This window comes from Phycicoccus mangrovi, assembly GCF_018729305.1.
Classification (GTDB): Bacteria; Actinomycetota; Actinomycetes; order Actinomycetales; family Dermatophilaceae; genus Phycicoccus; species Phycicoccus jejuensis.
The window spans coordinates 75,731-96,951 of record NZ_JAHHWP010000006.1; the positions used below are offsets into that span (position 1 = coordinate 75,731).

18 protein-coding genes and 1 tRNA gene are annotated in these 21,221 nt (G+C 74.9%); 5 read left to right on the forward strand and 14 right to left on the reverse strand.

Annotated features, from left to right (window positions below):
• The first annotated feature begins 24 nt into the window (after positions 1 to 24).
• Positions 25 to 2,130, forward strand: a complete 2,106-nt coding sequence (locus tag KMZ30_RS03005; RefSeq protein ID WP_215511641.1) for an elongation factor G — start codon at positions 25 to 27, stop codon at positions 2,128 to 2,130.
• Between the two features lie 7 nt (positions 2,131 to 2,137).
• Here the strand turns inward: KMZ30_RS03005 and KMZ30_RS03010 are convergent, their stop codons facing one another.
• From KMZ30_RS03010 to KMZ30_RS03035, 6 genes are all read right to left on the reverse strand, one after another.
• Positions 2,138 to 2,677: an HIT family protein gene (locus KMZ30_RS03010; protein WP_207021713.1), complete on the reverse strand. Its 540-nt coding sequence runs from the start codon at positions 2,675 to 2,677 to the stop codon at positions 2,138 to 2,140.
• A 31-nt stretch (positions 2,678 to 2,708) separates the two neighbouring features.
• The gene (locus KMZ30_RS03015; protein ID WP_215511640.1) at positions 2,709 to 3,524 is read right to left on the reverse strand and encodes an SDR family NAD(P)-dependent oxidoreductase; all 816 of its coding nucleotides are present in this window, start codon (positions 3,522 to 3,524) and stop codon (positions 2,709 to 2,711) included.
• 9 nt (positions 3,525 to 3,533) lie between these two features.
• Positions 3,534 to 4,007, reverse strand: coding sequence for a GNAT family N-acetyltransferase (locus tag KMZ30_RS03020; protein WP_215511639.1), 474 nt, complete (start codon positions 4,005 to 4,007; stop codon positions 3,534 to 3,536).
• A 344-nt stretch (positions 4,008 to 4,351) separates the two neighbouring features.
• Positions 4,352 to 6,337 carry a threonine--tRNA ligase gene (gene thrS, locus KMZ30_RS03025; protein ID WP_215511828.1) on the reverse strand — a complete coding sequence of 662 codons (1,986 nt, stop codon included), beginning with the start codon at positions 6,335 to 6,337 and terminating at the stop codon, positions 4,352 to 4,354.
• 105 nt (positions 6,338 to 6,442) lie between these two features.
• A complete protein-coding gene (locus KMZ30_RS03030) occupies positions 6,443 to 7,168 on the reverse strand; it encodes a GOLPH3/VPS74 family protein (RefSeq protein ID WP_215511638.1) in 726 nt (241 codons plus the stop codon).
• Between the two features lie 43 nt (positions 7,169 to 7,211).
• Entirely contained in the window at positions 7,212 to 8,234 is a 1,023-nt protein-coding gene (locus KMZ30_RS03035; protein WP_215511637.1) for a phosphotransferase enzyme family protein, read from the reverse strand.
• Positions 8,235 to 8,284: 50 nt separating this feature from the next.
• Between KMZ30_RS03035 and KMZ30_RS03040 the strand changes: the two genes are divergently transcribed.
• From KMZ30_RS03040 to KMZ30_RS03050, 3 genes are read left to right on the forward strand one after another with little or no spacing between them, the layout of a single operon-like run.
• Positions 8,285 to 9,208: an aminoglycoside phosphotransferase family protein gene (locus KMZ30_RS03040; protein ID WP_308279579.1), complete on the forward strand. Its 924-nt coding sequence runs from the start codon at positions 8,285 to 8,287 to the stop codon at positions 9,206 to 9,208.
• Positions 9,209 to 9,264: 56 nt separating this feature from the next.
• On the forward strand, positions 9,265 to 10,608 hold the full coding sequence (locus KMZ30_RS03045; RefSeq protein ID WP_215511636.1) for an HNH endonuclease: 1,344 nt from the start codon (positions 9,265 to 9,267) through the stop codon (positions 10,606 to 10,608).
• A 25-nt stretch (positions 10,609 to 10,633) separates the two neighbouring features.
• On the forward strand, positions 10,634 to 12,511 hold the full coding sequence (locus tag KMZ30_RS03050; protein WP_215511635.1) for an alpha/beta hydrolase family protein: 1,878 nt from the start codon (positions 10,634 to 10,636) through the stop codon (positions 12,509 to 12,511).
• Here the strand turns inward: KMZ30_RS03050 and KMZ30_RS03055 are convergent.
• From KMZ30_RS03055 to KMZ30_RS03070, 4 genes are read right to left on the reverse strand one after another with little or no spacing between them, the layout of a single operon-like run.
• Positions 12,494 to 13,768: an aromatic acid exporter family protein gene (locus KMZ30_RS03055; RefSeq protein WP_215511634.1), complete on the reverse strand. Its 1,275-nt coding sequence runs from the start codon at positions 13,766 to 13,768 to the stop codon at positions 12,494 to 12,496. The genes KMZ30_RS03050 and KMZ30_RS03055 overlap by 18 nt on opposite strands.
• Positions 13,769 to 13,812: 44 nt before the next feature.
• Complete coding sequence (locus KMZ30_RS03060) at positions 13,813 to 14,664, reverse strand: MaoC family dehydratase (RefSeq protein ID WP_215511633.1); 852 nt, start codon at positions 14,662 to 14,664, stop codon at positions 13,813 to 13,815.
• A gap of 2 nt (positions 14,665 to 14,666) precedes the next feature.
• The gene (locus tag KMZ30_RS03065) at positions 14,667 to 16,016 is read right to left on the reverse strand and encodes a 3-oxoacyl-ACP reductase (RefSeq protein WP_215511632.1); all 1,350 of its coding nucleotides are present in this window, start codon (positions 16,014 to 16,016) and stop codon (positions 14,667 to 14,669) included.
• A 1-nt stretch (position 16,017) separates the two neighbouring features.
• A complete protein-coding gene (locus KMZ30_RS03070; protein WP_215511631.1) occupies positions 16,018 to 17,301 on the reverse strand; it encodes an acetyl-CoA C-acetyltransferase in 1,284 nt (427 codons plus the stop codon).
• Positions 17,302 to 17,401: 100 nt separating this feature from the next.
• On the opposite strand from KMZ30_RS03070, the gene KMZ30_RS03075 reads away from it, so the two are divergent.
• Positions 17,402 to 18,016, forward strand: coding sequence for a TetR/AcrR family transcriptional regulator (locus tag KMZ30_RS03075; protein ID WP_308279578.1), 615 nt, complete (start codon positions 17,402 to 17,404; stop codon positions 18,014 to 18,016).
• Positions 18,017 to 18,022: 6 nt separating this feature from the next.
• Here the strand turns inward: KMZ30_RS03075 and KMZ30_RS03080 are convergent, their stop codons facing one another.
• The 4 genes from KMZ30_RS03080 to KMZ30_RS03095 all read right to left on the reverse strand — a co-directional run bounded on the left by KMZ30_RS03080 (position 18,023) and on the right by KMZ30_RS03095 (position 21,216).
• A complete protein-coding gene (locus tag KMZ30_RS03080; protein WP_215511629.1) occupies positions 18,023 to 19,282 on the reverse strand; it encodes a class I SAM-dependent methyltransferase in 1,260 nt (419 codons plus the stop codon).
• A 21-nt stretch (positions 19,283 to 19,303) separates the two neighbouring features.
• Complete coding sequence (locus KMZ30_RS03085; protein ID WP_308279577.1) at positions 19,304 to 20,686, reverse strand: FAD-binding oxidoreductase; 1,383 nt, start codon at positions 20,684 to 20,686, stop codon at positions 19,304 to 19,306.
• Positions 20,683 to 21,027 carry a hypothetical protein gene (locus KMZ30_RS03090; protein WP_215511628.1) on the reverse strand — a complete coding sequence of 115 codons (345 nt, stop codon included), beginning with the start codon at positions 21,025 to 21,027 and terminating at the stop codon, positions 20,683 to 20,685. The genes KMZ30_RS03085 and KMZ30_RS03090 overlap by 4 nt, the downstream gene beginning before the upstream one ends.
• 112 nt (positions 21,028 to 21,139) lie before the next feature.
• Positions 21,140 to 21,216, reverse strand: a tRNA-Val gene (locus KMZ30_RS03095).
• Positions 21,217 to 21,221 lie beyond the last annotated feature (5 nt).

Sequence of the window (21,221 nt, forward strand, 5' to 3'; positions counted from 1 at the left end):
CCGGGGAGGAGTTGATTGGGGGGCATGAGCGGAACACCGGCCCCGACCGTCACGGACACCACCCGCCTGCGCACCGTCCTCCTCCTCGGACCGAGCGGCGCGGGGACCTCGCGGCTCTTCGACCGCGTCGTCGAGGAGCTCGCCCCACGGTCGGGGACGCGCTCCAAGGGCTCGGAGCCGGCGGGCCTGCGGGCCGCCACCCTCGCGTGCGGGGAGGTGGTGATGACCCTCCTCGACGCCCCGGGCAACCCCGACTTCGTCGGGCAGGTGAGGGCGGGTCTGCGTGCTGCGGACGCCGCCCTCTTCGTCGTCTCGGCCGCGGACGGCGCCGACGCCCGCTCCCGCCAGCTCTGGCACGAGTGCGCGGTCGTCGGGATGCCGCGGGCGGTCGTCGTCACCCAGCTCGACGCACGCGACGCCGACTTCGTCGCGACGCTCGAGGACTGCCGGGCCCACTTCGGCGCCGGTATCCAGCCGCTCGGGGTCCCGGTGGCCGGGGCCGACGGCGCGGTGACCTCGATCGCCGACCTGCTGCTCGGCGAGATCCACGACTACGCCGGGGGCGCGCGGACGGTGCGGGCGGCGGGCGCCGAGCACGCCGACGCCTTCGACACCCACCGTCCGGGGCTCGTCGAGGGCATCATCGAGGAGTCCGAGGACCCCGAGCTGATGGACCGCTACCTCGCCGGGGAGGACCTGCCGTTCGAGACGCTCGAGCGCGACCTGCTTCAGGCGGTCGCGCACGGCGCGTTCCACCCCGTGCTGCCGGTCTCGGGTGAGACCGGCGCGGGCGTCGACGTGCTGCTGCACCTCGTCGAGGCGGCGTTCCCGCACCCGGGGATGCGTCCGCTGCCGACCGTGACCCCCGTCGGCGGCGGGGACCCGGTGGCGATCACGGCCGACCCCGACGGACCGCTCGTCGCCGAGGTCGTCCACACCGAGTCCGACGCCTACGTCGGCCACCTGTCGCTGGTGCGCGTCTTCTCCGGGACGCTGCGCGTCGACCGGCCGGTGCACGTGTCCGGCCACCTCGAGCTGCTCGACGGCCCGACCGGCGAGGGGCACGAGGCGCACGACGACGACGTGCGGCCCGGGTCGCTCGGGTCGCCGCTCGACGGCGAGCTGCTCGCCAAGGAGCAGGCCGTCGCCGGCGAGGTCGTCGTCGTGACCAAGCTCGCCGGCGCCCAGACCTCCGACACCCTGTCCGACCCCGCGCGCCCGCTCCTCGTCACCCCGTGGGCCCTGCCGGACGCCCTGCTGCCGGCGGCCGTGCGGGCCGCGACGCGCGCCGACGAGGACCGGATGCCCGTCGCGTTCCGCGAGCTCGCGGCCGAGGACCCGTCGCTGCGGATCGAGCACGACCTCGAGACCGGCCAGGTCGTCCTGTGGACCACCGGCCCGGCGCACCTCGACCTCGTCCTGCACCGCCTGCGCGACCGCTTCAACGTCGGGGTCGAGCAGGAGCCGGTGGCCGTGGCCCTCAAGGAGACCGCCGTGACGCGCTCGCAGGCGCAGGGCCGGCACGTCAAGCAGTCGGGCGGCCACGGCCAGTACGCGGTCTGCCACCTCACCCTCGAGCCGCTCCCCCGCGGCTCCGGCGTCGAGTTCGCCGAGGTCGTCGTCGGCGGCGCCGTCCCGCGGCAGTTCATCGGCAGCGTCGAGAAGGGCGTGCACGCGCAGCTGGCCAAGGGCCTGCTCGCCGGGTGGCCGGTCACCGACGTCCGCGTCACGCTGACCGACGGCAAGGCGCACAGCGTCGACTCCTCCGACATGGCCTTCCAGACCGCGGCCGGGCTCGCGCTGCGCGAGCTCGCCTCGCCGCAGTCGCTGTGCCTGCTCGAGCCGATCGACACCGTGACGGTCGAGGTCGACGACGAGCACCTCGGCGCGGTGATGACCGACGTCAGCACCCGGCGCGGGCAGATCATCGGCTCCGAGCCGGCCGAGGGCGACACCGGCCGCTCGGTGCTCACGGCGGCCGTGCCGCGCCTGGAGCTGCTCGACTACGCCGTCGCCCTGCGCTCGCTCGCGCACGGCACGGGAACCTTCCGGCGCGAGCCGCGCGGCTACGAGGTGCTGCCGGACCGCCTCGCCCGGGAGCACCTGAAGGCCACGGCCGACTCCGCCTGACGGTGCCTCAGGCGGGCCAGTGCTCGGCGAGCCGGGCACGGACGTCCTCGAGCAGCATCGGCACGGCCTTAGTGCGCGCGACGATGGGCAGGAAGTTGCTGTCGCCGCCCCAGCGCGGCACGACGTGCTGGTGCAGGTGGGCCGCGACGCCGGCCCCGGCGACCGCACCCTGGTTCATCCCGAGGTTGAAGCCCATCGGCGCCGACGCCGCCTCGAGCGCGCGCACGGCCTGCTTGGTCAGGAGGGTGAACTCGGCCGTCTCCTCGTCGGTGAGGTCGACGTAGAGCGGGACGTGCCGGTAGGGGCAGACGAGGACGTGGCCGGGGTTGTAGGGGAAGAGGTTCATCACGACGTAGCAGTGCTCGCCGCGGTGGACGACGAGCCCCTCCTCGTCGCTCTTGCCCGGGGCCGCGCAGAACGGGCAGCCGTCACCGGCGTCGGGGTCGGGGCGGTCCCCCTGGATGTAGACCATCCGGTGCGGGGTCCAGAGCCGCTCGAATCCGTCCGGCTCACCAGCGAAGTCGGCGGTGCTCTCGAGGTCGGCCATGCCCCGATCCTAGGTGTGCCGCCCGGCCGGCTCAGCGCAGGTACGACGCCCCGTTGAAGTCGAGCACCGCGCCGGAGGCCCACTCCGCGGCGGGCTCCGCGAGGGCGACGACCGCCGCCGCGACCTCCTCCGGCCGGGCGACCCGGCGGAACGGGCTCTGGGCGCGGGTGGCCTCGGCGGCGTCCGGGTCGGCCATCGCGTAGCCGGCCATCTCGGTCGCGATGAACCCGGGGGCGATGCTCGTGACGGCGATGCCGTGCCGACCGAGGTGCTGGGCCATCGACTGGCCGAAGGAGTGCAGGCCCGCCTTGGACGCGCCGTACGCGGGGATCTCGGGCTCGCCGCGGTAGGCCCCGCGCGAGCCGACGTTGACGACGCGACCGACCGGGACGCCGTCGGCCGGGGCGACCTCGAGCATGTGCCGGGCGACGCACCACGTGAGGTTCGCCGGGCCGAGGAGGTTGGTGGCGATCGTCCGCTGCCACACCGCGACCCAGTCCTCGTACGACGTCGCGTCGAGGGGGTGGTCGCCCCGGCGGCTCGCCGACGAGCCGGGCTCGGCGATCATCGCCGCGTTGTTGACGAGCACGTCGACCCGCCCGAGCGCCGCCACGGCGTCCGCGGCGAGGGCCTCGACGGCGGCCGGGTCGGCGAGGTCGGCCGCCAGGCGCACGTGCCCCTCCCCGGCCAAGGAGCCCAGCACCTCGTCCGCCCGGTCGGCGCTGCCGGGCCCGCGGTGGTGGACGACGACGCGGTCGCCGCGCTCGGCGAAGGCCCGCGCGACGGCGGCTCCCACCCCTCGGGACGCGCCGGTGACGAGGACTCCGCGGGAGGTGGTGGGCTGCATCCGCCCACCCTAGGTCGGGCGGTCGAGCCTCAGCTCCATGAGGCGCTCGGACGGGGCGCCGAACCCGACCCGCGCGTAGAGCCCGCGCGCCTCGGGCACGGCGTTGAGCTGGATGCGGGTCACGCGGTCGGTCGCGGCCCACGCGACGAGGGTGCGCAGCAGGCGCTCCCCCACCCCGGCGCCGCGGGCGTCCGGCGTGACGAAGAGCAGGCTGACGTGGAACCAGGCGTCCGCCGGGCGACGGGCGCTCGGCAGCTTCTGGACCCGGGTGCCGTGCACGAGCCCGAGCGGCCGGCCGCTGCCGTCCTCGGCGAGCCAGGTGCGGCGGGCACGGTCGGCCAGCCAGGCGTCGGCGAAGGAGTCGAGGAAGCCCGGCGGCAGCGCGTACCCCTGCTCCCGCTCGTCCTGGATGTGCAGCGCCGCGACCGAGAAGGCGTCGGTGGGCAGCGCCTCGCGCACCCGCACGTCCCTCGCCGTCTCCACGTGCCCAGCATGACCCATCCGGCGCCCTCGCGGGAGGTGGAATGGGTGAGGCCCCGGAACCAGTATGAGTGGTTCCGGGGCCTCGGGTGACGCGTCGTGATGCTCCGCGTCTCGCGGTCCGGCTCCCCGGTCACCACCACCGTCATCACCCGGTGGCTCCTCGCGGCGTGGCCGCGGGGCCTGGTGTCCTTCGTCCGGTCCGTTCCCTCCGCCACCGAAGTGGTGGAGTGGTCTGATCTTGCTCCTCGGTCAGCCTGCGCCGCAAGGGTTTCCGACGAGAAATGTCGGACCTGTGAGGTGCGCGGCGTGTCGTCGGCGTGTCGTGTGACGGACGTGACGGGTGGTCAGACCTGGGCCTTCGTGCGGATCGCCTCGAGCACCTCGGCCACGGCGTCGTCGACCGGCACCCCGTTCTTCTGCGACCCGTCGCGGTAGCGGAACGAGACCGCTCCGGCGTCCCGGTCCTCGCCGCCGGCGATGAGGACGTAGGGCACCTTGGACTTGCTCGCGGTCCGGATCTTCTTCGGGAAGCGGTCGTCGGACTCGTCGACCTCGAAGCGGACACCGTGCTCCGCCAGCTTCGCGCCGATCTCGCGCAGGTAGGGCACGAACTCCTCCGCCACCGGCACGCCGAGCACCTGGACCGGCGAGAGCCACACCGGGAAGGCGCCGGCGTAGTGCTCGACGAGCACCCCGATGAAGCGCTCGATGGAGCCGAACTTCGCCGAGTGGATCATCACCGGCTCCTGGCGCGAGCCGTCGGCGGCCTGGTACTCGAGGCCGAAGCGGTGCGGCTGGTTGAAGTCGTACTGGATGGTCGACATCTGCCAGGTGCGGCCGATGGCGTCGCGCGCCTGGACGGAGATCTTCGGGCCGTAGAACGCGGCGCCGCCCGGGTCGTCGACGAGCTCGACCCCGAAGGTCGAGGCGGTGGAGCGCAGGACCTCGGTCGCGACCTCCCACTGCTCGTCGGAGCCGATGAACTTGTCCTTCTTGTCACCCTCGGTCGCCCGGGTCGAGAGCTCGAAGTAGTAGTCGTCGAGGCCGAAGTCCTTGAGCAGGCCGACGACGAACCTCAGCAGGTGCTCGATCTCGGCCGGGGCCTGCTCGGGGGTGACGTAGGAGTGCGAGTCGTCCTGGGTCATCGCCCGCACGCGGGTCAGGCCGTGGACGACGCCGGACTTCTCGTAGCGGTAGACCGAGCCGAACTCGAAGAGGCGCATCGGCAGCTCGCGGTAGGAGCGGCCGCGCGAGCGGAAGATGAGGTTGTGCATCGGGCAGTTCATCGCCTTGAGCCGGTACTCGGCGTGCTCGAGCTCCATCGGCGGGAACATCGTGTCGGCGTAGTACGGCAGGTGGCCCGAAGTGTGGAAGAGGCCGTCCTTGCTGATGTGGGGGGTCCCGACGTACTGGAAGCCCTCCTCGATGTGCCGCCGGCGGACGTAGTCCTCCATCTCGCGCTTGATGACACCGCCGCGCGGGTGGAAGACGACCATCCCGGACCCGATCTCGTCGGGGAAGGAGTAGAGGTCGAGCTCGGCGCCGAGCTTGCGGTGGTCGCGCTTCTCGGCCTCGGCGAGCCGGTCGAGGTAGGCCTTGAGCTCGTCCTTGGTCGGCCACGCGGTGCCGTAGACGCGCTGCAGCTGCGGGTTCTTCTCGGAGCCGCGCCAGTAGGCGGCGGCGCTGCGCATCAGCTTGAAGGCGTTGCCGAGGACCTTGGTCGAGGGGACGTGCGGGCCGCGGCACAGGTCGCCCCACGCGACGGTGCCGTCGCGGCGGACGTTGTCGTAGATGGTCAGCTGGGCGCCACCGACCTCGACGCTCGCGCCCTCGGCGGCGTCCTCGGCCGCCCCGCCCTTGAGGCCGATGAGCTCGATCTTGTACGGCTCGTCGGCGAGCTCGACGGCGGCGTCGGCGTCCGACACCTCGCGCCGGCGGAAGGTCTGGCCCTCGTTGACGATGCGCTGCATCACCTTCTCGAGGGACTTGAGGTCCTCCGGGGTGAACGGGGTCTCGACGTCGAAGTCGTAGTAGAAGCCGTCGCGCACCGGCGGGCCGATGCCCAGCTTCGCGGACGGGTGGACCTCCTGCACGGCCTGGGCGAGCACGTGGGCGGCGCTGTGGCGCAGGACGTCGAGGCCGTCCTGCTCGGCGGCGGTCACCGGCTCGACGGCCTCGCCGTCGGCGGCGGGGAGGTGGAGGTCGCGCAGCTCGCCGTCGACCCGGGCGACGAGCACGGCCCGGTCGCCCTCGAAGAGGTCGCCGTAGGTCGTGCCCTCGGCCACCGATCGCTCGCTCCCGGCGACGTGGACGGTGATCTGGGCAGCCATGGTGAGGGTCTCCTCGTGGTGGTGGGCGTGCCGGGATCCCGGCACGCCCCGATGCTAGCGAGGCGTGACCGTGCCGGTCGCGGCAGTTCCTGTGGCGGGGGACCCTCAGCTCGTGGCGGCGGTCGTGGCGGCCGTCGCCGCGATGACGCCGGCCACGACCGCGGCGTTGACCTCCTCCACGGCGGCCCGGACGGCCGGGGCGGCCCAGTCCCCGGCGGTCACGGCGTCGGCGCGCCGCTTGGCCTCACGCTTCGGCAGCCCGGTGAGGGCGGCGAGGTGGTCGACCGACGACAGGAGCGCGACGAGGGCGGCCGTCCGGGCGTCGGGCACCGGCGCGCCGTCGGCCAGGGCGGCAGCGACGCGGTGGCGCAGCGCCGGCACGAGCGAGGGGTCGAGCACCGTCCAGCGGGAGCGCGGGAAGAGCCCGAGCACCCTGGTCTCCTCGTGGCGCAGCACCCCGGCGGCCGTCATCCGCTGGAACGACAGGTCGCGCAGCGCTCCCGCGCGGTCCCGCCACGCGCCGGCGCCGCCGAGCTTCGAGACGACGTCCTTGGGCCGACGGCCCTCCGCGAGGTCGAGCACCTCGCGCAGGCGGGGCTCGGTGGGCACGGCGGTGCCGGTCTGCCGCAGCCGGGCCCGCTTGTCGGTGCCGTCGAGCGCGAGCGCGCCGTCGAGCACGAGACCGGCCACGGTCGCTCCTCCCACGACGGCCCGCAGCCGCGTGCTGTCGATCGCGGGTCGTCCGCTCGCGGGGTCGAGGACGAGCAGCAGCAGCTCGTCGGTCAGCGAGAGGGTCATCGTCGCCTCCTCGGGGGTGTCGGATGCCTCCATCGGACCACGGTCGCGGAGCCGGCGCCTCCCCCTGCGGGCGGAGTCAGCCCTCGACGTCGAGGCGGAAGGTCCCGGTGTCGAACCAGTGGCGGAGCCTCGCCACCGTCGTGACGAGATAGTCGGCGGCCATGGCGCGCAGCGAGGCCGTGCTCGACCCGAGGAGGTCGTTGGCCAGGAGCAGCTGGCGGGACGCGACGAGGGCCTCGAGGTCGGCCGGTGCGACGTCGGGCCACGGCAGGACCTCGGTGTAGCCCTCGCGCAGGGCCACCTCGGCCACCCCGTCCCCGCCACGGCGCAGGTAGAACGTCGTGATGGCGAGGTCGAGCACGGGCAGGCCCAGGCCGGCGTCGTCGAAGTCGAAGACCGCGAGCCGCCCCTCGTGCCACTTGAGGTTGCCGCCGTGCAGGTCCGCGTGCAGCGGCACGAGCTCGGCGCCGTCGTACAGGCGGTCGAAGGTGTCGCGGGCACGGGCCATCCCCTCGGCGACGACCGCGCGGCCGTCGCCGTCGAGCCCGGGCGCGCTGCTCAGCTCGTCCGGGTCGCCGAAGAGCGGCTCGTCGAAGCGCGGCAGCCCGGCGCCCTCCGGCATCCGCCAGGCGGCGGCGTGCCGGTGGAGGGTGGCCGTCGCGCGGCCGAGCGCGTGCGCCCACTGCGCGCCGGCCCCGTCGCGCGCGTCGCCGCCCTCGAGCCACGACGCGGCGGTGACGAGCACCGTGCGACCCAGGGCGGCGGGCGTGGTGCGGGCGAACCACTCCCCCTTGCGCGTGCGCAGCGGTCGCGGCACCGCGACATCGGTCTCCGTCGCGATGGCCTCCTGCCACGCCTGCTGGGCCAGGACGTTCGCCGGCGTGCTCTTCGAGTTCGTCCCCACCCGCAGCGCCAGGCGCCGGCCGTCGCGGGTGTCGACGCGGAAGGTCGTGTTGTACGCGTGGAGCAACACCTCCATCCGGTCGACGTCCAGCCCGAACTCCGCGGCGGCGTCGAGCGCGGCGGGGCGCAGCGCCTCGACCTGCCCCTCCTCGTCGAGCTCGTCGTAGGGGCGCGGGGCCGTCCCTGGGTCCGTCATGGCGGTGAGTCTGGCACCGACCGGCGCCGCGCCGCCCGCATGATGTCCCGGTGCCCCCGTCCTCGCCCGTCGCCGTGCCGCCCTCCCCGGACCTCGTGACGCGGCTGCTCCACGAGCAGCTGCCCGACCTCGCGGACCTGCCGGTCCGCCCCAGCCCGACGAGCGGCAGCAGCAACGTGGTCTTCCGGCTCGGGGACGACCTCGCCGTCCGGATGCCGCGCGAGGAGCGCTATGTGCCGGACCTGCTCACGGAGGCGCGCTGGCTGCCCCACCTCGGGCCGTCGCTCCCCACCCCCGTGCCGGAGGTCGTCGCCGTGGGCCGTGCCTCGGCGACCTTCGAGCGGCCGTGGTCGGTCGTCACCTGGCTGCCGGGCGAGGTGCCGCTGGCGCTGACGGCCGACGACGAGGAGCGCCTCGCGCGCGACCTCGGGACCTTCGTCGACGCGCTGCACGCGGTCCCGGTCGCCGGGGTGCCGGTCGGGCCCGCGCACTGGGGGTACCGCAGCGGCGAGCCGGTGACCGACACGATCGACGCCTGGGCGGACGAGGCGGCGGACGCGCTCGCCGATCTCCTCGACCCGAGCGCCGTCCGCGAGGCGTGGCGCCGGCTGCGGGACGTGCCGCCGGCGTCCGCTCCCCCGAGCTGGGTGCACACCGACCTCTCGCCCGAGAACGTCCTCTGCGCCGACGACGGGCACCTCACCGGAGTGGTGGACTTCGGCGGGCTCGGCATCGGCGACCGCTCCGTCGACCTGCTCTACGCGTGGGGGCTGTTCGGGGCCCCCGCCCGCGAGACCTTCCGCGCCGCCGCGGGTGCCGACGACGCGACGTGGGCCCGGGCGCGCGCCTGGTCCTTCGTCGGCCCCGGCATCCTCACCCTCGCCACCTACCGCCGCACGATGCCCGCCCGCGCCGCCCGCCTGACGACGATGGTCGAGGCGGTGGCGGCCGAGGTCGGGGTCGACCTGCGCTGAGCGCCCGCGTTTCCCAGTCGAAGGGGGCTGTCGGTGGTCACGTCTAGGTTTGGGTCATGGAGGGGACGGCTCGCACCGCGGCCTTCGACCGGGGGCCGGTCGAGGGGATGGCGGACGTGCGAAAGTCGCTGGCGCACATCGATATCGCGGCGATGAGCGACCACGACCGGCTCGCGCTGGTCGACGAGCTCGAGCGGCTCAAGGGTGCCGCCACCGCCGCCCAGGCCCGCGCCGTGCACGCCGTCCGCCGCTCGCGCGAGGCCGCTGCCCCGCAGGACGCGCTGCGTTCGGTGGGCTCCGAGGTCGCCCTCGCCCGGCGGGAGTCGCCGACGCTCGGTGACCGGTTCGTCGGGATCTCGCGGGCGCTCGTCGAGGAGCTGCCCGCGACGCTGGCCCACCTCACGACGGGCGCCATCGGCGAGCGGCACGCCGTCGAGATCACGCGCGAGACCGCGACGCTCACCCGCGAGCACCGCGCCGAGGTCGACGCCCGCCTCGCCGCCGTCATGCCGGCGATCTCCCCGCGCGCGCTCGGTCGAGCGGCCCGGCGCGTCGCCGCCGAGCTCGACGCCGCCTCGGTCGTGGCCCGGATGGAGGCCGCCGTCCGCTCGCGACGGGTGTCGGTCCGCCCGGCTCCGGACGGCATGGCCTGGCTCACGGTGCTCGGGCCGATGCGCGAGGTCATCGGCGCCCACGCGGCCCTGACCGCCCGCGCCCGCGCCGTCGTCGGTGGGCAGTGCCCGGACGAGTCCCCGGAGGGCCGGGGCGCCGGGGCCGTCGCCGCCGACACCGCGCTTCGGCTGCTCGCCGGCCTCCTCCCCGGCCAGGTGCAGCCCGTCGAGGTCCACCTCGTGATGACCGACCGCGCCCTCCTCGGCCTCGGCGACCCCGACCGCCTCGTCGACGAGCCGGCCCGAGTCCCCGGTCACGGCTCGGTCCCCGCCCCGGTGGCTCGCGCCTGGGTGCGCGACGCCGGACCCGCCGCGGTGTGGCTGCGTCGGCTCTTCACGACACCGGACGGCCGCGACCTCGTCGCGATGGACGCGCGCCGGCGCACCTTCGCCGGTCTCCTACGCCGGATGGTCGTGCTGCGCGACGACGTCTGCTCCACCCCGTGGTGCGACGCCCCGGTCGTGCACGCCGACCACACCGAGCCCGTGCGCCTCGGCGGACGCACGAGCTACGCCAACGCCGGGGGTCGGTGCGCCCGGTGCAACCAGGTCAAGGAGGCACCCGGCTGGCGGGTCGACCTCGTCCGTGGCTCGCCGCACACCCTGCGCACGACCACCCCGACCGGCCGCACCCACCACGGGACCGCGCCGCCGCTGCTCGGGTGGGGCACCGACCCGCCCCGACGCTCGGTCCTCGAGGACCACCTGCTCACACTCCTGCCCGCCTGAGCGCCCCGACGCCTAGGCTCGCCCGATGCGGACCCTCCCCTACGGCACCTGGCCCTCCCCGATCTCCCCCGAGGACCTCACCGGCGGGCAGGTCATGCTCGACGAGGTGCGCACCGACGGCGAGCACACCTACTGGCTCGAGTCGCGCCCGCGCGAGGGTGGACGCCAGACCCTCGTCCGCCACGACGGCACGACGAGCACCGAGCTCCTCCCCGCGCCCTGGAACGTCCGCACCCGCGTCCACGAGTACGGCGGCGGGGCGTACGCGGTCGCCGACGGCACCGTCGTCTTCTCGCACCTCGGCGACGACCGCGTCCACCGGCTCGACCCCGGCAGCACCGACCCGGTGGCCGTCACCCCCGCGGCGAACCGGCGCTACGCGGGGTTCGTGCTCCACGGCGAGCACGTCTTCGCCGTGCGCGAGGACCACACCGGCGACGGCGAGCCCGCGAACGAGCTGGTCCGCCTCGACCTCCACGGCGACAACATCGACGGCGGGCTCGTGCTGCACACCGGCACCGACTTCGTCTCGCGGCCGGCGGTCTCCCCCGACGGCACCGACCTCGCCTGGGTCACGTGGGACCACCCCGACATGCCGTGGGACACCACGCGGCTCCTGCGCGCCCGGCTCACCGACGAGGGCGCCGGCGAGCCCCACGTCGTCGCGGGCGGCGACGAGGTCTCGGTCTCCCAGCCGACCTTCGGCCCCGACGGCGCCCTGTGGTTCGTCTCCGACGAGTCCGGCTGGTGGCTGGTCCACCGCGACGCCGGCGACGGTCCGCACCCGGTCCACGCCACCGAGGCCGACCACGCGCAGCCCCAGTGGTCGCTCGGGATGCGCGACCTCGCCGTCCTCGACGCCGACCGCGCTCTCGTCCGCTGGTTCGAGGAGGCCGGTCAGGGCCTCGGGGTGCTCGAGGCGTCGACCGGCGCGGTCGTCCCCAGCGCCGGCGCGGGCTCCTTCCACGACCACCTCACGGCCGCCGGGGACGAGGTCGCGTTCAAGCGCGGCCGCACCGACGGCCTGCCGCAGGTCGTCCGCGGCCCGGCCGGCGGGCCCTTCCGCGTCCTCGCCTCCTCCGCCCCGAGCGACCCCGACCCGGCGTCGGTCTCGCAGCCGGAACCGTGGTCGTGGACCAACACCGACGGCGACGTCGTCCACGGGTTCCTCAACCCGCCCTGCCTCGACGGCGTCACGGGGCCGGAGGACGAGCGGCCCCCGCTGCTCGTCCTCGCGCACGGCGGACCCACGAGCCGCGCCGAGACCTCGTACCTGTCCTCGACGCAGTTCTGGACCACCCGCGGCTTCGCGGTGCTCACCGTCAACTACTCGGGCAGCACGGGGTACGGCCGCGCCTACCGCAACCGCCTGCGGGGACGCTGGGGTGTGCTCGACATCGACGACTGCGTGACCGGCGCCCGGTCCGTCGCCGAGGCGGGGCGCGCGGACGCGACCCGGATCGCGGTCCGTGGCGGCAGCGCCGGCGGGTACGTCGTCCTGCGCGCGATGACGACGAGCGACGTCTTCGCGGCCGGCACGAGCCTCTTCGGGGTCGCCGACCTCGCGGCCCTCGCCCGCGACACGCACAAGTTCGAGTCCCGCTACTGCGACCGGCTCGTCGCGCCGTGGCCCGAGGGCGAGGAGGTCTACCGCGACCGCTCCCCGGTCCACCACGCCGACCGCCTCCACGGCGAGCTGCTCCTCCTCCAGGGCACCGACGACAGGGTCGTGCCGCTCGCGCAGGCCGAGGAGATGGCCGCCGCGATGCGCGCCGCCGGCCACGACGTCGAGCTCGCCGTCTACGAGGGCGAGGGCCACGGCTTCCGCCGCCCGGAGACGGTCGTCGACGCCCTCGAGCGCGAGCTCGCCTTCTACACCCGCGTGCTACGCCTCGGATCCTGACGCGCGGTCGGCGCCCTCGCGCCGCCGCAGCGCCTCCTGCGCCCGGGCCCCGGCCATCCCGGCGATGCCCTCGGCCAGCGGCGCGCGCAGCGCCCCCGTGTCGGTCGGCACGGACGCCCCGGCGTGGCCGGCGCGGATCTCCTCGACGAGCCGGTGCGCCTCGACGACGAGGCTGCCGTACGCCGGCCAGGCCCGGGGGTCGTCGAGCGGGGTCGAGCGCACCTCGTCCGCGAGCTGCTCGAGGGCCGCGACGGCGGCGTCGAGGTGCTCCTGCACCTCACGGTCGGACTCGCCGCGGTGCACCCCGAACCGGGCCGCCGCCGCGCCGAGGTGCTCGAGCACCTCGGCGTAGCACCCGAGCCACTCGGGCGACGGCGACGCCTGCCACGGGGACTCGGCCGCCGCGTCGGCGAGGGTCCGCGCGATCCCGGCGACCGGCCACTGGCTGCGCTGCACCGCGTGGGCCGCCCCGACGTACCCGTCCCAGTCGATGCGGGCCGGACGCAGCCGGTGCCGCAGGTTGAGCCGCGTGCTCTCGCGGCCGGTCTCGACCGCCTCGAGGACCGCCGGCACGTCGACCCCGACGCTGGTCGCCCGGTCGTGCCAGCCGCGGGCGTCGTCGGCGTCCCAGCCCGCGCGCAGCCCCTCGGCCATGTCGTCGAGGAGGCCCCGCAGCCGCTCGGTCAGCTCCAGGACGGCGCGCCGCGGACCGGTCAGGTGCATCGGGGCGAGGACCACCGCGTTGACGACGACGCCGACGACACCGCCGAGCATCGTGTCGAGGATGGTCGCCGCGGTGAAGGAGACGCTGTCCCACTGGAGGCTGAGCAGCGAGAGCAGGACCATCGTCGGGACCTGGATGCCGTGCGCGCCCAAGCGGTCCCACCGGCCGATGACGAGCGCGAGCAGGAGGACGAGGACCATCGACCACCACGTGACGCCGACGAGGTTGCCGACTCCCCACGCGACGCTCATCCCGACGACGACGGCGACGAGGCGCTCGACGCTCTGCCACAGCGACCGGACGATCGTCCGGTCGACGACGAGGAGCGCCGCGAGGGGCGCGTAGAACGAGGTGCTGCTGTCGACGACGACGACGGCGAGCTGCCACGCGATGACGGCGGCTGCCGCCGACTTCACGAGCATCAGCGCGTCGTCGCGCTCGGGCCCCGGGCCGCGCAGCACGGCCCGCACCGTGCCACCCCATCGCTCGAGGGTCGCGTGGACGCCGCGGCGGGCCGTGGCCTGGGTCGTCATCCTCCCGACCCTAGCCACCGCGGGAGCGCGGTGGAGCCGCCGGGTCAGGCGTCCAGCGTGAGCACCAGGTGCGTCGTCGCGGGGTCCCGACGCGACCGCAGCGCCGCCGTGGTGGCACCCGGTGCGCGGCCGACGACGAGCTCGACCGTGCTCGGGAGGAACACCGGCTTCGTGAACCACACCCGGCTCGTCGAGGGCCCGAGCGAGGTTCGGCCGAGCGCCGCGAGGGTGCGCGCGTAGGTCCACATGCCGTGGGCGATCTGCCGACGGAACCCCATCGCCCGCGCCGCCAGCGGGTGCAGATGGATGGGGTTGACGTCGCCGGAGACGCCGGCGTACTCGCGACCCAGACCGTCGGGCAGCCGCCAGACGGCGACGGCCGGCCCGTCCGGGGCGTGCGGCGGGGCGTCACCGCGGGGCGCGTCCTCGTCACCGCGACCGCGGGAGAGGTAGACGCTGTCGCACGTCCAGACGAGCTCGTCGCCGGCCCGCGCCTCGAGGTGGACGTCGAGCGTGCGCCCCTTCCGGTGCGGTCGGAGGCCGCCCGCCGTCACGTCGAGCGTCAGCGGCTCGGAGGCGTCGAGGGCCCGGTGCGTCGTGACCCGGTTCTCGAGGTGGACCAGCCCCGGCAGGGCGAGCGGGAAGTCCGGTCGCGTCATGAGCGCCGTCTGCAGCGGGAAGGCCAGCACCCACGGGTACGGCTGCGGCACGGTGTCGGACACGTCGTACCCGGTCAGCCGCTGGTAGGCCGCCAGCCGGCCCCGGTCGACGGGCACGTCCTCGACGCGCAGCGTCCGCTCGGGCACCTCGCTCCCCCGGCGGCCACGCGCGGTGACGGCGGCCCGGGCGAGCAGCGGCGCCGCCGCGGGCAGCGCGGCCAACGTCTCGACGGCCACGGTCAGGCCCCGAGCAGGCTCTGGCCGCACACGCGGACGACGTTGCCGGACACCGCGGCCTGGGCGTCGCCGGCGAAGAAGGCGATGGACTCCGCGACGTCGACCGGCAGCCCGCCCTGCGCGAGGCTGTTGAGCCGGCGCCCCACCTCGCGGGTGCCGAGCGGGATGCGCGCGGTCATCTCGGTCTCAATGAACCCCGGCGCGACGGCGTTGACCGTGATGCCCCGGTGCCGCAGCCCGCGGTCGTCCGCGTACCCGTCGACGAGCCCGATCACGCCGGCCTTGGACGCCGCGTAGTTCGCCTGTCCACGGTTGCCGGCGATGCCGGCGATCGACGACACGAGCACGACCCGGCCGCCCTCGCGCACACCGTCCTTCGCGAGCAGCGCCTCGTTCATCGCGAGGATCGAGAGGAGGTTGACGCGCACGACGGAGTCCCAGCGGTCGGCGTCGGTGTTGGCCAACAGCTTGTCGCGGGTGATGCCCGCGTTGTGCACGACGACGTCGAGGCCGCCGTGCCGGGTGCGGGCGTGCTCGAGGATGCGCGCACCCGCGTCGGGCGCGGTGACGTCGAGCTGGAGCGCTGTGCCCCCGACGGCGTTGGCCACGGTGGCCAGCGAGGCGCCGGCGGCGGGGACGTCGACGCAGACGACGGTGGCGCCGTCGCGGTGCAGCGTCCGGGCGATGTCGGCGCCGATTCCGCGCGCGGCCCCGGTGACGACGGCGACCTTGCCGGCCAGCGGGCGCTCGGCGTCCGCGGGCGCGGTGGCCTCCCCCTCGCCGACCCGGAACACCTGGCCGTCGACGTACGCCGACCGGCCGGACAGGAGGAACGTCACCGTCCCGAGGGCCGCGGCCTCGGACCCCTCGGTGACGAGCACGAGGTTGGCGGTGGCGCCGGCCCGCAGCTCCTTGCCGACCGAGCGCGTGACGCCCTCGAGCGCCCGCCGCGCAGCCCGCTGCGCCACCGTGGCCGCTCCCTCGGGGTGACGGCCGACGACGACGACGCGGGCGCAGCGCCCGAGCCGCTTGAGCGCCGGACCGAGGGTCGCGCGCAGCGACTCGAGGTCCTCGGGCGTCCGCGCCGCCGTGAGGTCGACGACCACACCGCCGAGGCGCGCGCCGTCGGGCACCGTGTCGACGAGCTCGGCGCCGGCGGCGGCCAACCCGTCGCGCAGGGCGGTGACCGCGGGGGTGTCGTCGTGGCCGCCGACGAGGACCGGACCGTCGACGAGCGGCGCGCCGGGTGAGTACCGGCGCAGCGGGACCGGCTGCGGCAGCCCGAGCGAGGAGGCGAGCCGCCGGCCGAGGCCGCTGTTGACGAAGGACGTGTAGCCATCGGAGCGGGGCATCTCAGGCCGCCTCGAGGATGGCGACGACGCCCTGCCCACCGGCGGCGCAGATGGAGATGAGTCCCCGTGCGCCGGAGCCCTTCTCGTGCAGCTGCTTGGCCAGTGACGCAACGATGCGCCCACCGGTGGCCGCGAACGGGTGACCGGCGGCCAGCGAGGAGCCGTTGACGTTGAGCCTCGACCGGTCGATGCTCCCCAGCGGTGCCTCCAGGCCGAGGCGCTCGCGGCAGAACACGGGGCTCTCCCACGCGGCGAGCGTCGAGAGCACCGTCGCCGCGAAGGCCTCGTGGATCTCGTAGAGGTCGAAGTCCTGCAGGGTGAGGCCCTGGCGGGCGAGCATCCGCGGGACGGCGTAGGCCGGCGCCATGAGCAGGCCCTCCTCGCCGCCGAGGTAGTCGACCGCGGCGGTCTCGCCGTCAACGAACCACGCGAGCGGCTTGAGCCCGTGGGCGGCGGCCCACTCCTCCGAGCCGAGCAGCACCGCCGAGGCACCGTCGGACAGCGGCGTCGAGTTGCCGGCGGTCATCGTCGCGTCGGGGCCGGAGCCGAAGGCGGTGCGCAGCGACCCCAGCTTCTCGAGCGTCGTGTCCGGGCGCAGGTTCTGGTCCCGCGTCAGCCCGAGGTACGGCGTCACCAGGTCGTCGAAGAAACCGCGCTCGTAGGCGGCCGCGAGGTGCTGGTGCGACGCGAGGGCGAGCTCGTCCTGCGCCTCGCGGGTGATCCCCCAGCGGGCGGCGGTGACCGCCATGTGCTCGCCCATCGACATGCCGGTGCGCGGCTCGGTGGCTGCCGGTACCTGGATGCCGAGGTCGGTGGGGCGCAGGGTGATCGCGGCCCGGGCGCGGTCGGCCGGGGTCTTCGCGCGCGAGAGGCGCAGCAGCTTGCGGCGCAGCCGCTCGGGCACGACGATCGGCGCGTCGGAGGCCGAGTCGACCCCGCCCGCGATCGCCGAGTCGGCCTGGCCGAGCGCGATCTTGTTGGCCACGAGGATCGTCGCCTCGAGGCCGGTGCCGCAAGCCTGCTGGATGTCGTACGCCGGGGTGTCGGGCGCGAGGCTCGAGCCGAGCACCGCCTCCCGCGTGAGGTTGAAGTCGCGGCTGTGCTTGATGACGGCGCCGGCCACGACCTCCCCCACGCGCTCCCCCGCGAGCCCGTGCCGGGCGACGAGCCCCTCGAGCGTGGCGGTGAGCATGTCCTGGTTCGACGCCTCCGCGTAGGGGCCGAACTGGCGGGCGAAGGGGATGCGGTTACCGCCGAGGACGGCGGCGCGACGGGTGGTGGGCACCGGGTGGCTCCTGGGTCTGCCGGGGCGACGGGGGTCCCCGCCGCTTGTATCCGATACCGAAGGTAACAGGTACCGCCGGTCCCTGCTAGCGTCGGCTCCCGTGACCTCGAGCGCAGCCCCGGACGGCCGCAGCGCGCGCTGGGACGAGCACCGGCTCGCCCGCCGCCGCGAGCTCGTCGAGGCCGCCGTCCGGGCCGTGCGGCGGCACGGCGCCCAGGTCGGGATGGACGAGATCGCGGCCGAGGCCGGCACCTCGAAGACCGTCGTCTACCGCCACCTCACCGACCGCGCCGGCCTCTACGCCGCGGTCGCCGACCGGGTCGACGGCACGATCATCCGCGGCATCACCCGCGCCGCCGGCGACACCGCCGGGGCCACCCCGACGCGCGAACTGGTCCGCGCGGTCATCGGCGCCTACCTGCACCTCGTCGAGGACGACCCGGAGGTCTACCGGTTCATCGTCAACGCGCCGATCCTGCCGCCGGGCGAGCGGCCGGCCGGTGACGTCGCCGCCGGGATGACCGGCCGCATCGCCGACCACGTCGCGGGGCTGCTCGGGGGCCGGCACCTCTGGGGCGTCGCGCTCGTCGGGATGGTCCGGGCCGCCGCCGACGCATGGCTCGCCGACGGCGCGGCCGCCGGTGGCCGCACCGCCGACGAGCTGTCGGACGACCTCACCGACCTCGTGTGGGACGGGCTGCGCCCGCGAGCCTGAGCCGCGTCAGGCGGACCACCACGGACGCAGCGGCACGTCGTGCCGGCCCTCCGCGTCCGTCTTGACGGCCAGCACGTGGTGCAGCTGGATCTCGTTGCGCTCGAACCCGAGTCGCGACCCGGCCATGTACAGGCCCCAGACGCGGGCGGTGCCCTCGCCGACCTCGGCGACGGCCTCGTCCCAGTGCTCGACGAGGTTCGCGCACCAACCGGCGAGGGTCAGCGCGTAGTGCTCGCGCAGGTTCTCCTCGTGGAGCACCTCGAGGCCGGCGTCCTGCACCTCGCTGACGATCCGCCCCGAGCCGGTCAGCTCACCGTCGGGGAAGACGTAGCGGTCGATGAAGGCACCGGTCTCGGTGCGCCGGTTGTGCGGCCGGGTGATGCAGTGGTTGAGCAGGCGCCCCCCGGTCCGCAGCCGGTCGCGGATGAACCCGAAGTACGCCGGGTAGTTGCGCACGCCGATGTGCTCGGTCAGGCCGATCGACGAGACGGCGTCGAAGCCGGTGTCGCGCACGTCGCGGTAGTCGGTGTGCCGGACCTCCGCGAGGTCGGCCAGCCCCTCCTCGGCGATGGCCTTCTGCGCCCAGAGCGCCTGCTCGCGCGAGAGGGTCGCGCCGACGACCGAGACACCCCGGCGCGCGGCGTAGCGGACCATCCCGCCCCAGCCGCAGCCGATGTCGAGCAGCCGGTCACCGGGCTGCAGGCGCAGCTTGTCGAACACGAGCCGGTACTTGTTCTCCTGCGCCTCCTCGAGCGACGCGTCGGCCGTCGGGTAACAGGCGCACGTGTACGTCATCGACGGCCCGAGCACCATCTCGTAGAACCGGTTCGAGACGTCGTAGTGGTGGTGGATCGCCTCGGCGTCGCGCACCGTCGAGTGGCGCAGCCCCTCGGCCAGCCGCCGCCAGCGCGGCAGGCTCTCCTGGGGCGGCGGGGGCGGCGGCGTGAAGCCCTTCATCCCGAGCATCCGCGAGAGCTCGAGCACCTGCTCGCGCCCCGGGCGGCGGAACCGGATGCTCGACATCGCGGCGAGCACGTCGTAGGGGTCGCCGGGGTGCACGCCGTGCACCGTGAGGTCGCCGGTGACGTAGGCGCGCGCCAGCCCGAGGTCCCCGGGCGCCGTCGCGAGGTACGACATCCCGCGCCGGTTCTCGATGCGCAGCCGGACGTCGGCGCCGACGGGGCCGACGCTCGACCCGTCGTACGCCTCGACGCGCAGCGGCAGCGGTCCGTCGACGACGGACTCGACGATCTGGGCGATGCTCACGCTTCTCCTCCTGGGTGGTGGTCAGGCACCGCGCACGGCCTTCGCGTAGAGGTCGGGCAGCCGGTGACCGGGGTCGTAGCGCTCCTTGAGCGCCGGGTAGTGGTCGCCGCCGTAGTGGCGCCAGAAGGTCTCCTCGTCGTAGAACGCCTCGGAGTACAGGGACTTGTGCCCGCCGAGGGCGCTCACCGCGTCCTCGATGCGGCGGTTCGCCGCGCCGGGCGGCTGCGCCGGGTCGACCGGCACCGTCGACCAGAACCCGACGTTGACGTACCGCTCGCCGGGACGCAGGGGGTAGAGGGTCCACGTCCGCTCGTCACGGAGCTGCAACGGGCAGAGCCAGATCGGCTCGATGGGGACCTCGCGGAGGAACCAGCGCAGGAACTCGGCCGTGCGCTCGAGCGGGATCTCGACGTCCTGGACGACGCGCTCGCGCGGAGGGCGCCCCTTGCGCGCCTCGAGCCGGTCGGCGACGTCGAACCGGCGGTCCAGGGCGACGAGCCGCCAGTAGGCGCTCGAGCGCAGCCAGCGTCGCGGCCACACCCGGCGCAGCGCGGGGTTCTGCGCCCCGAACGCGCGCGAGCACCAGAACCAGTCGGTGTCCCAGCGCCAGAGGTAGTCGAGGGTGCTCAGGGTGTCGCGGGTGGGGCGCGGGTGGTCGTGCTGGATGGAGCGGTAGAAGACCCGTTGCCCCGTGTAGTCGCTCGTCGGCCCGGGCTCGTCGCTGCGCCGGCCGAGGACGAGGTAGGACTCGTCCGCGCTGAAGACGACGCCGTCGAGGTAGTCGACCTCCTCGCCCTCGTGGGCGCCGGTGGACATCACGTCGCCGACGGCCGCGAGGAGGGCGTCGAGGTCGTGGAAGCGCACGTGGCGCAACGACACGGTCCGGCCGACGGGCTCGAGCTCGATGCGCAGCCGGGTCGCGTACCCGAGCGTCCCGTAGGAGTTGGGGAAGCCGTGGAAGAGGTCGGGGTGCCGGCCGCCGGCGTCGCAGGTGACGATGTCGCCGCCGCCGGTCAGCACGTCCATCTCGAGGACCGACTCGTGCGGCAGGCCGTTGCGCCACGACGTCGACTCGATGCCGAGGCCGGTCACCGCTCCCCCGAGCGTGATGGTGCGCAGCTGGGGGACGACGAGGGGCGTCAGCCCGTGCGGCAGCGTGGCGTCGACGAGGTCCTCGTACGTGCACATGCCCTGGACGTCGGCCGTCCGCGCGTCGGGGTCGACGGACACGACACCCCCGAGGCCGCTCGTGTCCAGCCCGGGGACCCCCGTCGGGGTGCGGCCCCGGAAGAGGTTGCTCGTGCGCTTGGCCAGGCGGACCGGGGCGCCGTCGGGGATGGCCCGGTGGCTGGCCAGCAGCCGCTCGACGCCCGCGTCGTGGGCGGTGGTGGCGACCGTGCTCACGCCTCGTGCTCCACCCGCTCGACGACGTCACCCACCCGCACCGTGCCGACCTGCCCGACCGCCGCGTACAGCCCCGGGCACGCGTTGCCGGTGCCCTCGACGGCGAGCAGCGTGCCCCCGACCCGGACGAGGGTGCCGGCCAGCCCCTCGACGGCCGCCGTCGGTGCGTCGAGGACGAGGTTGGCCCGGGTGCGCGGCGCGTCGTGGCCGACGATCGAGACGGCCGCGCGCTTGCGCCGGTCGCCCTCGAGGCCGTCGGCCTCCACCGCGACGGACTCGTGCGCCACGGCGTCCCCACCGCGCACCGGGAAGGTGTGGATGGCCCGGACGGTCAGCTGCATGCCTCATGCATACACCTCCGCGACGACGTCGCACCCCTCCGTTTGTCACGCGTCGAGGAGTGGGACGCGTGAGGCCCCGGTCCGCGTCGCGGTCCGGGGCCTGTCGTGGTGCTGGTGGATGTGGAGGGGCTCGAACCCCCGACCTCTCGCGTGTGAAGCGAACGCTCTGACCAACTGAGCTACACATCCGCGCC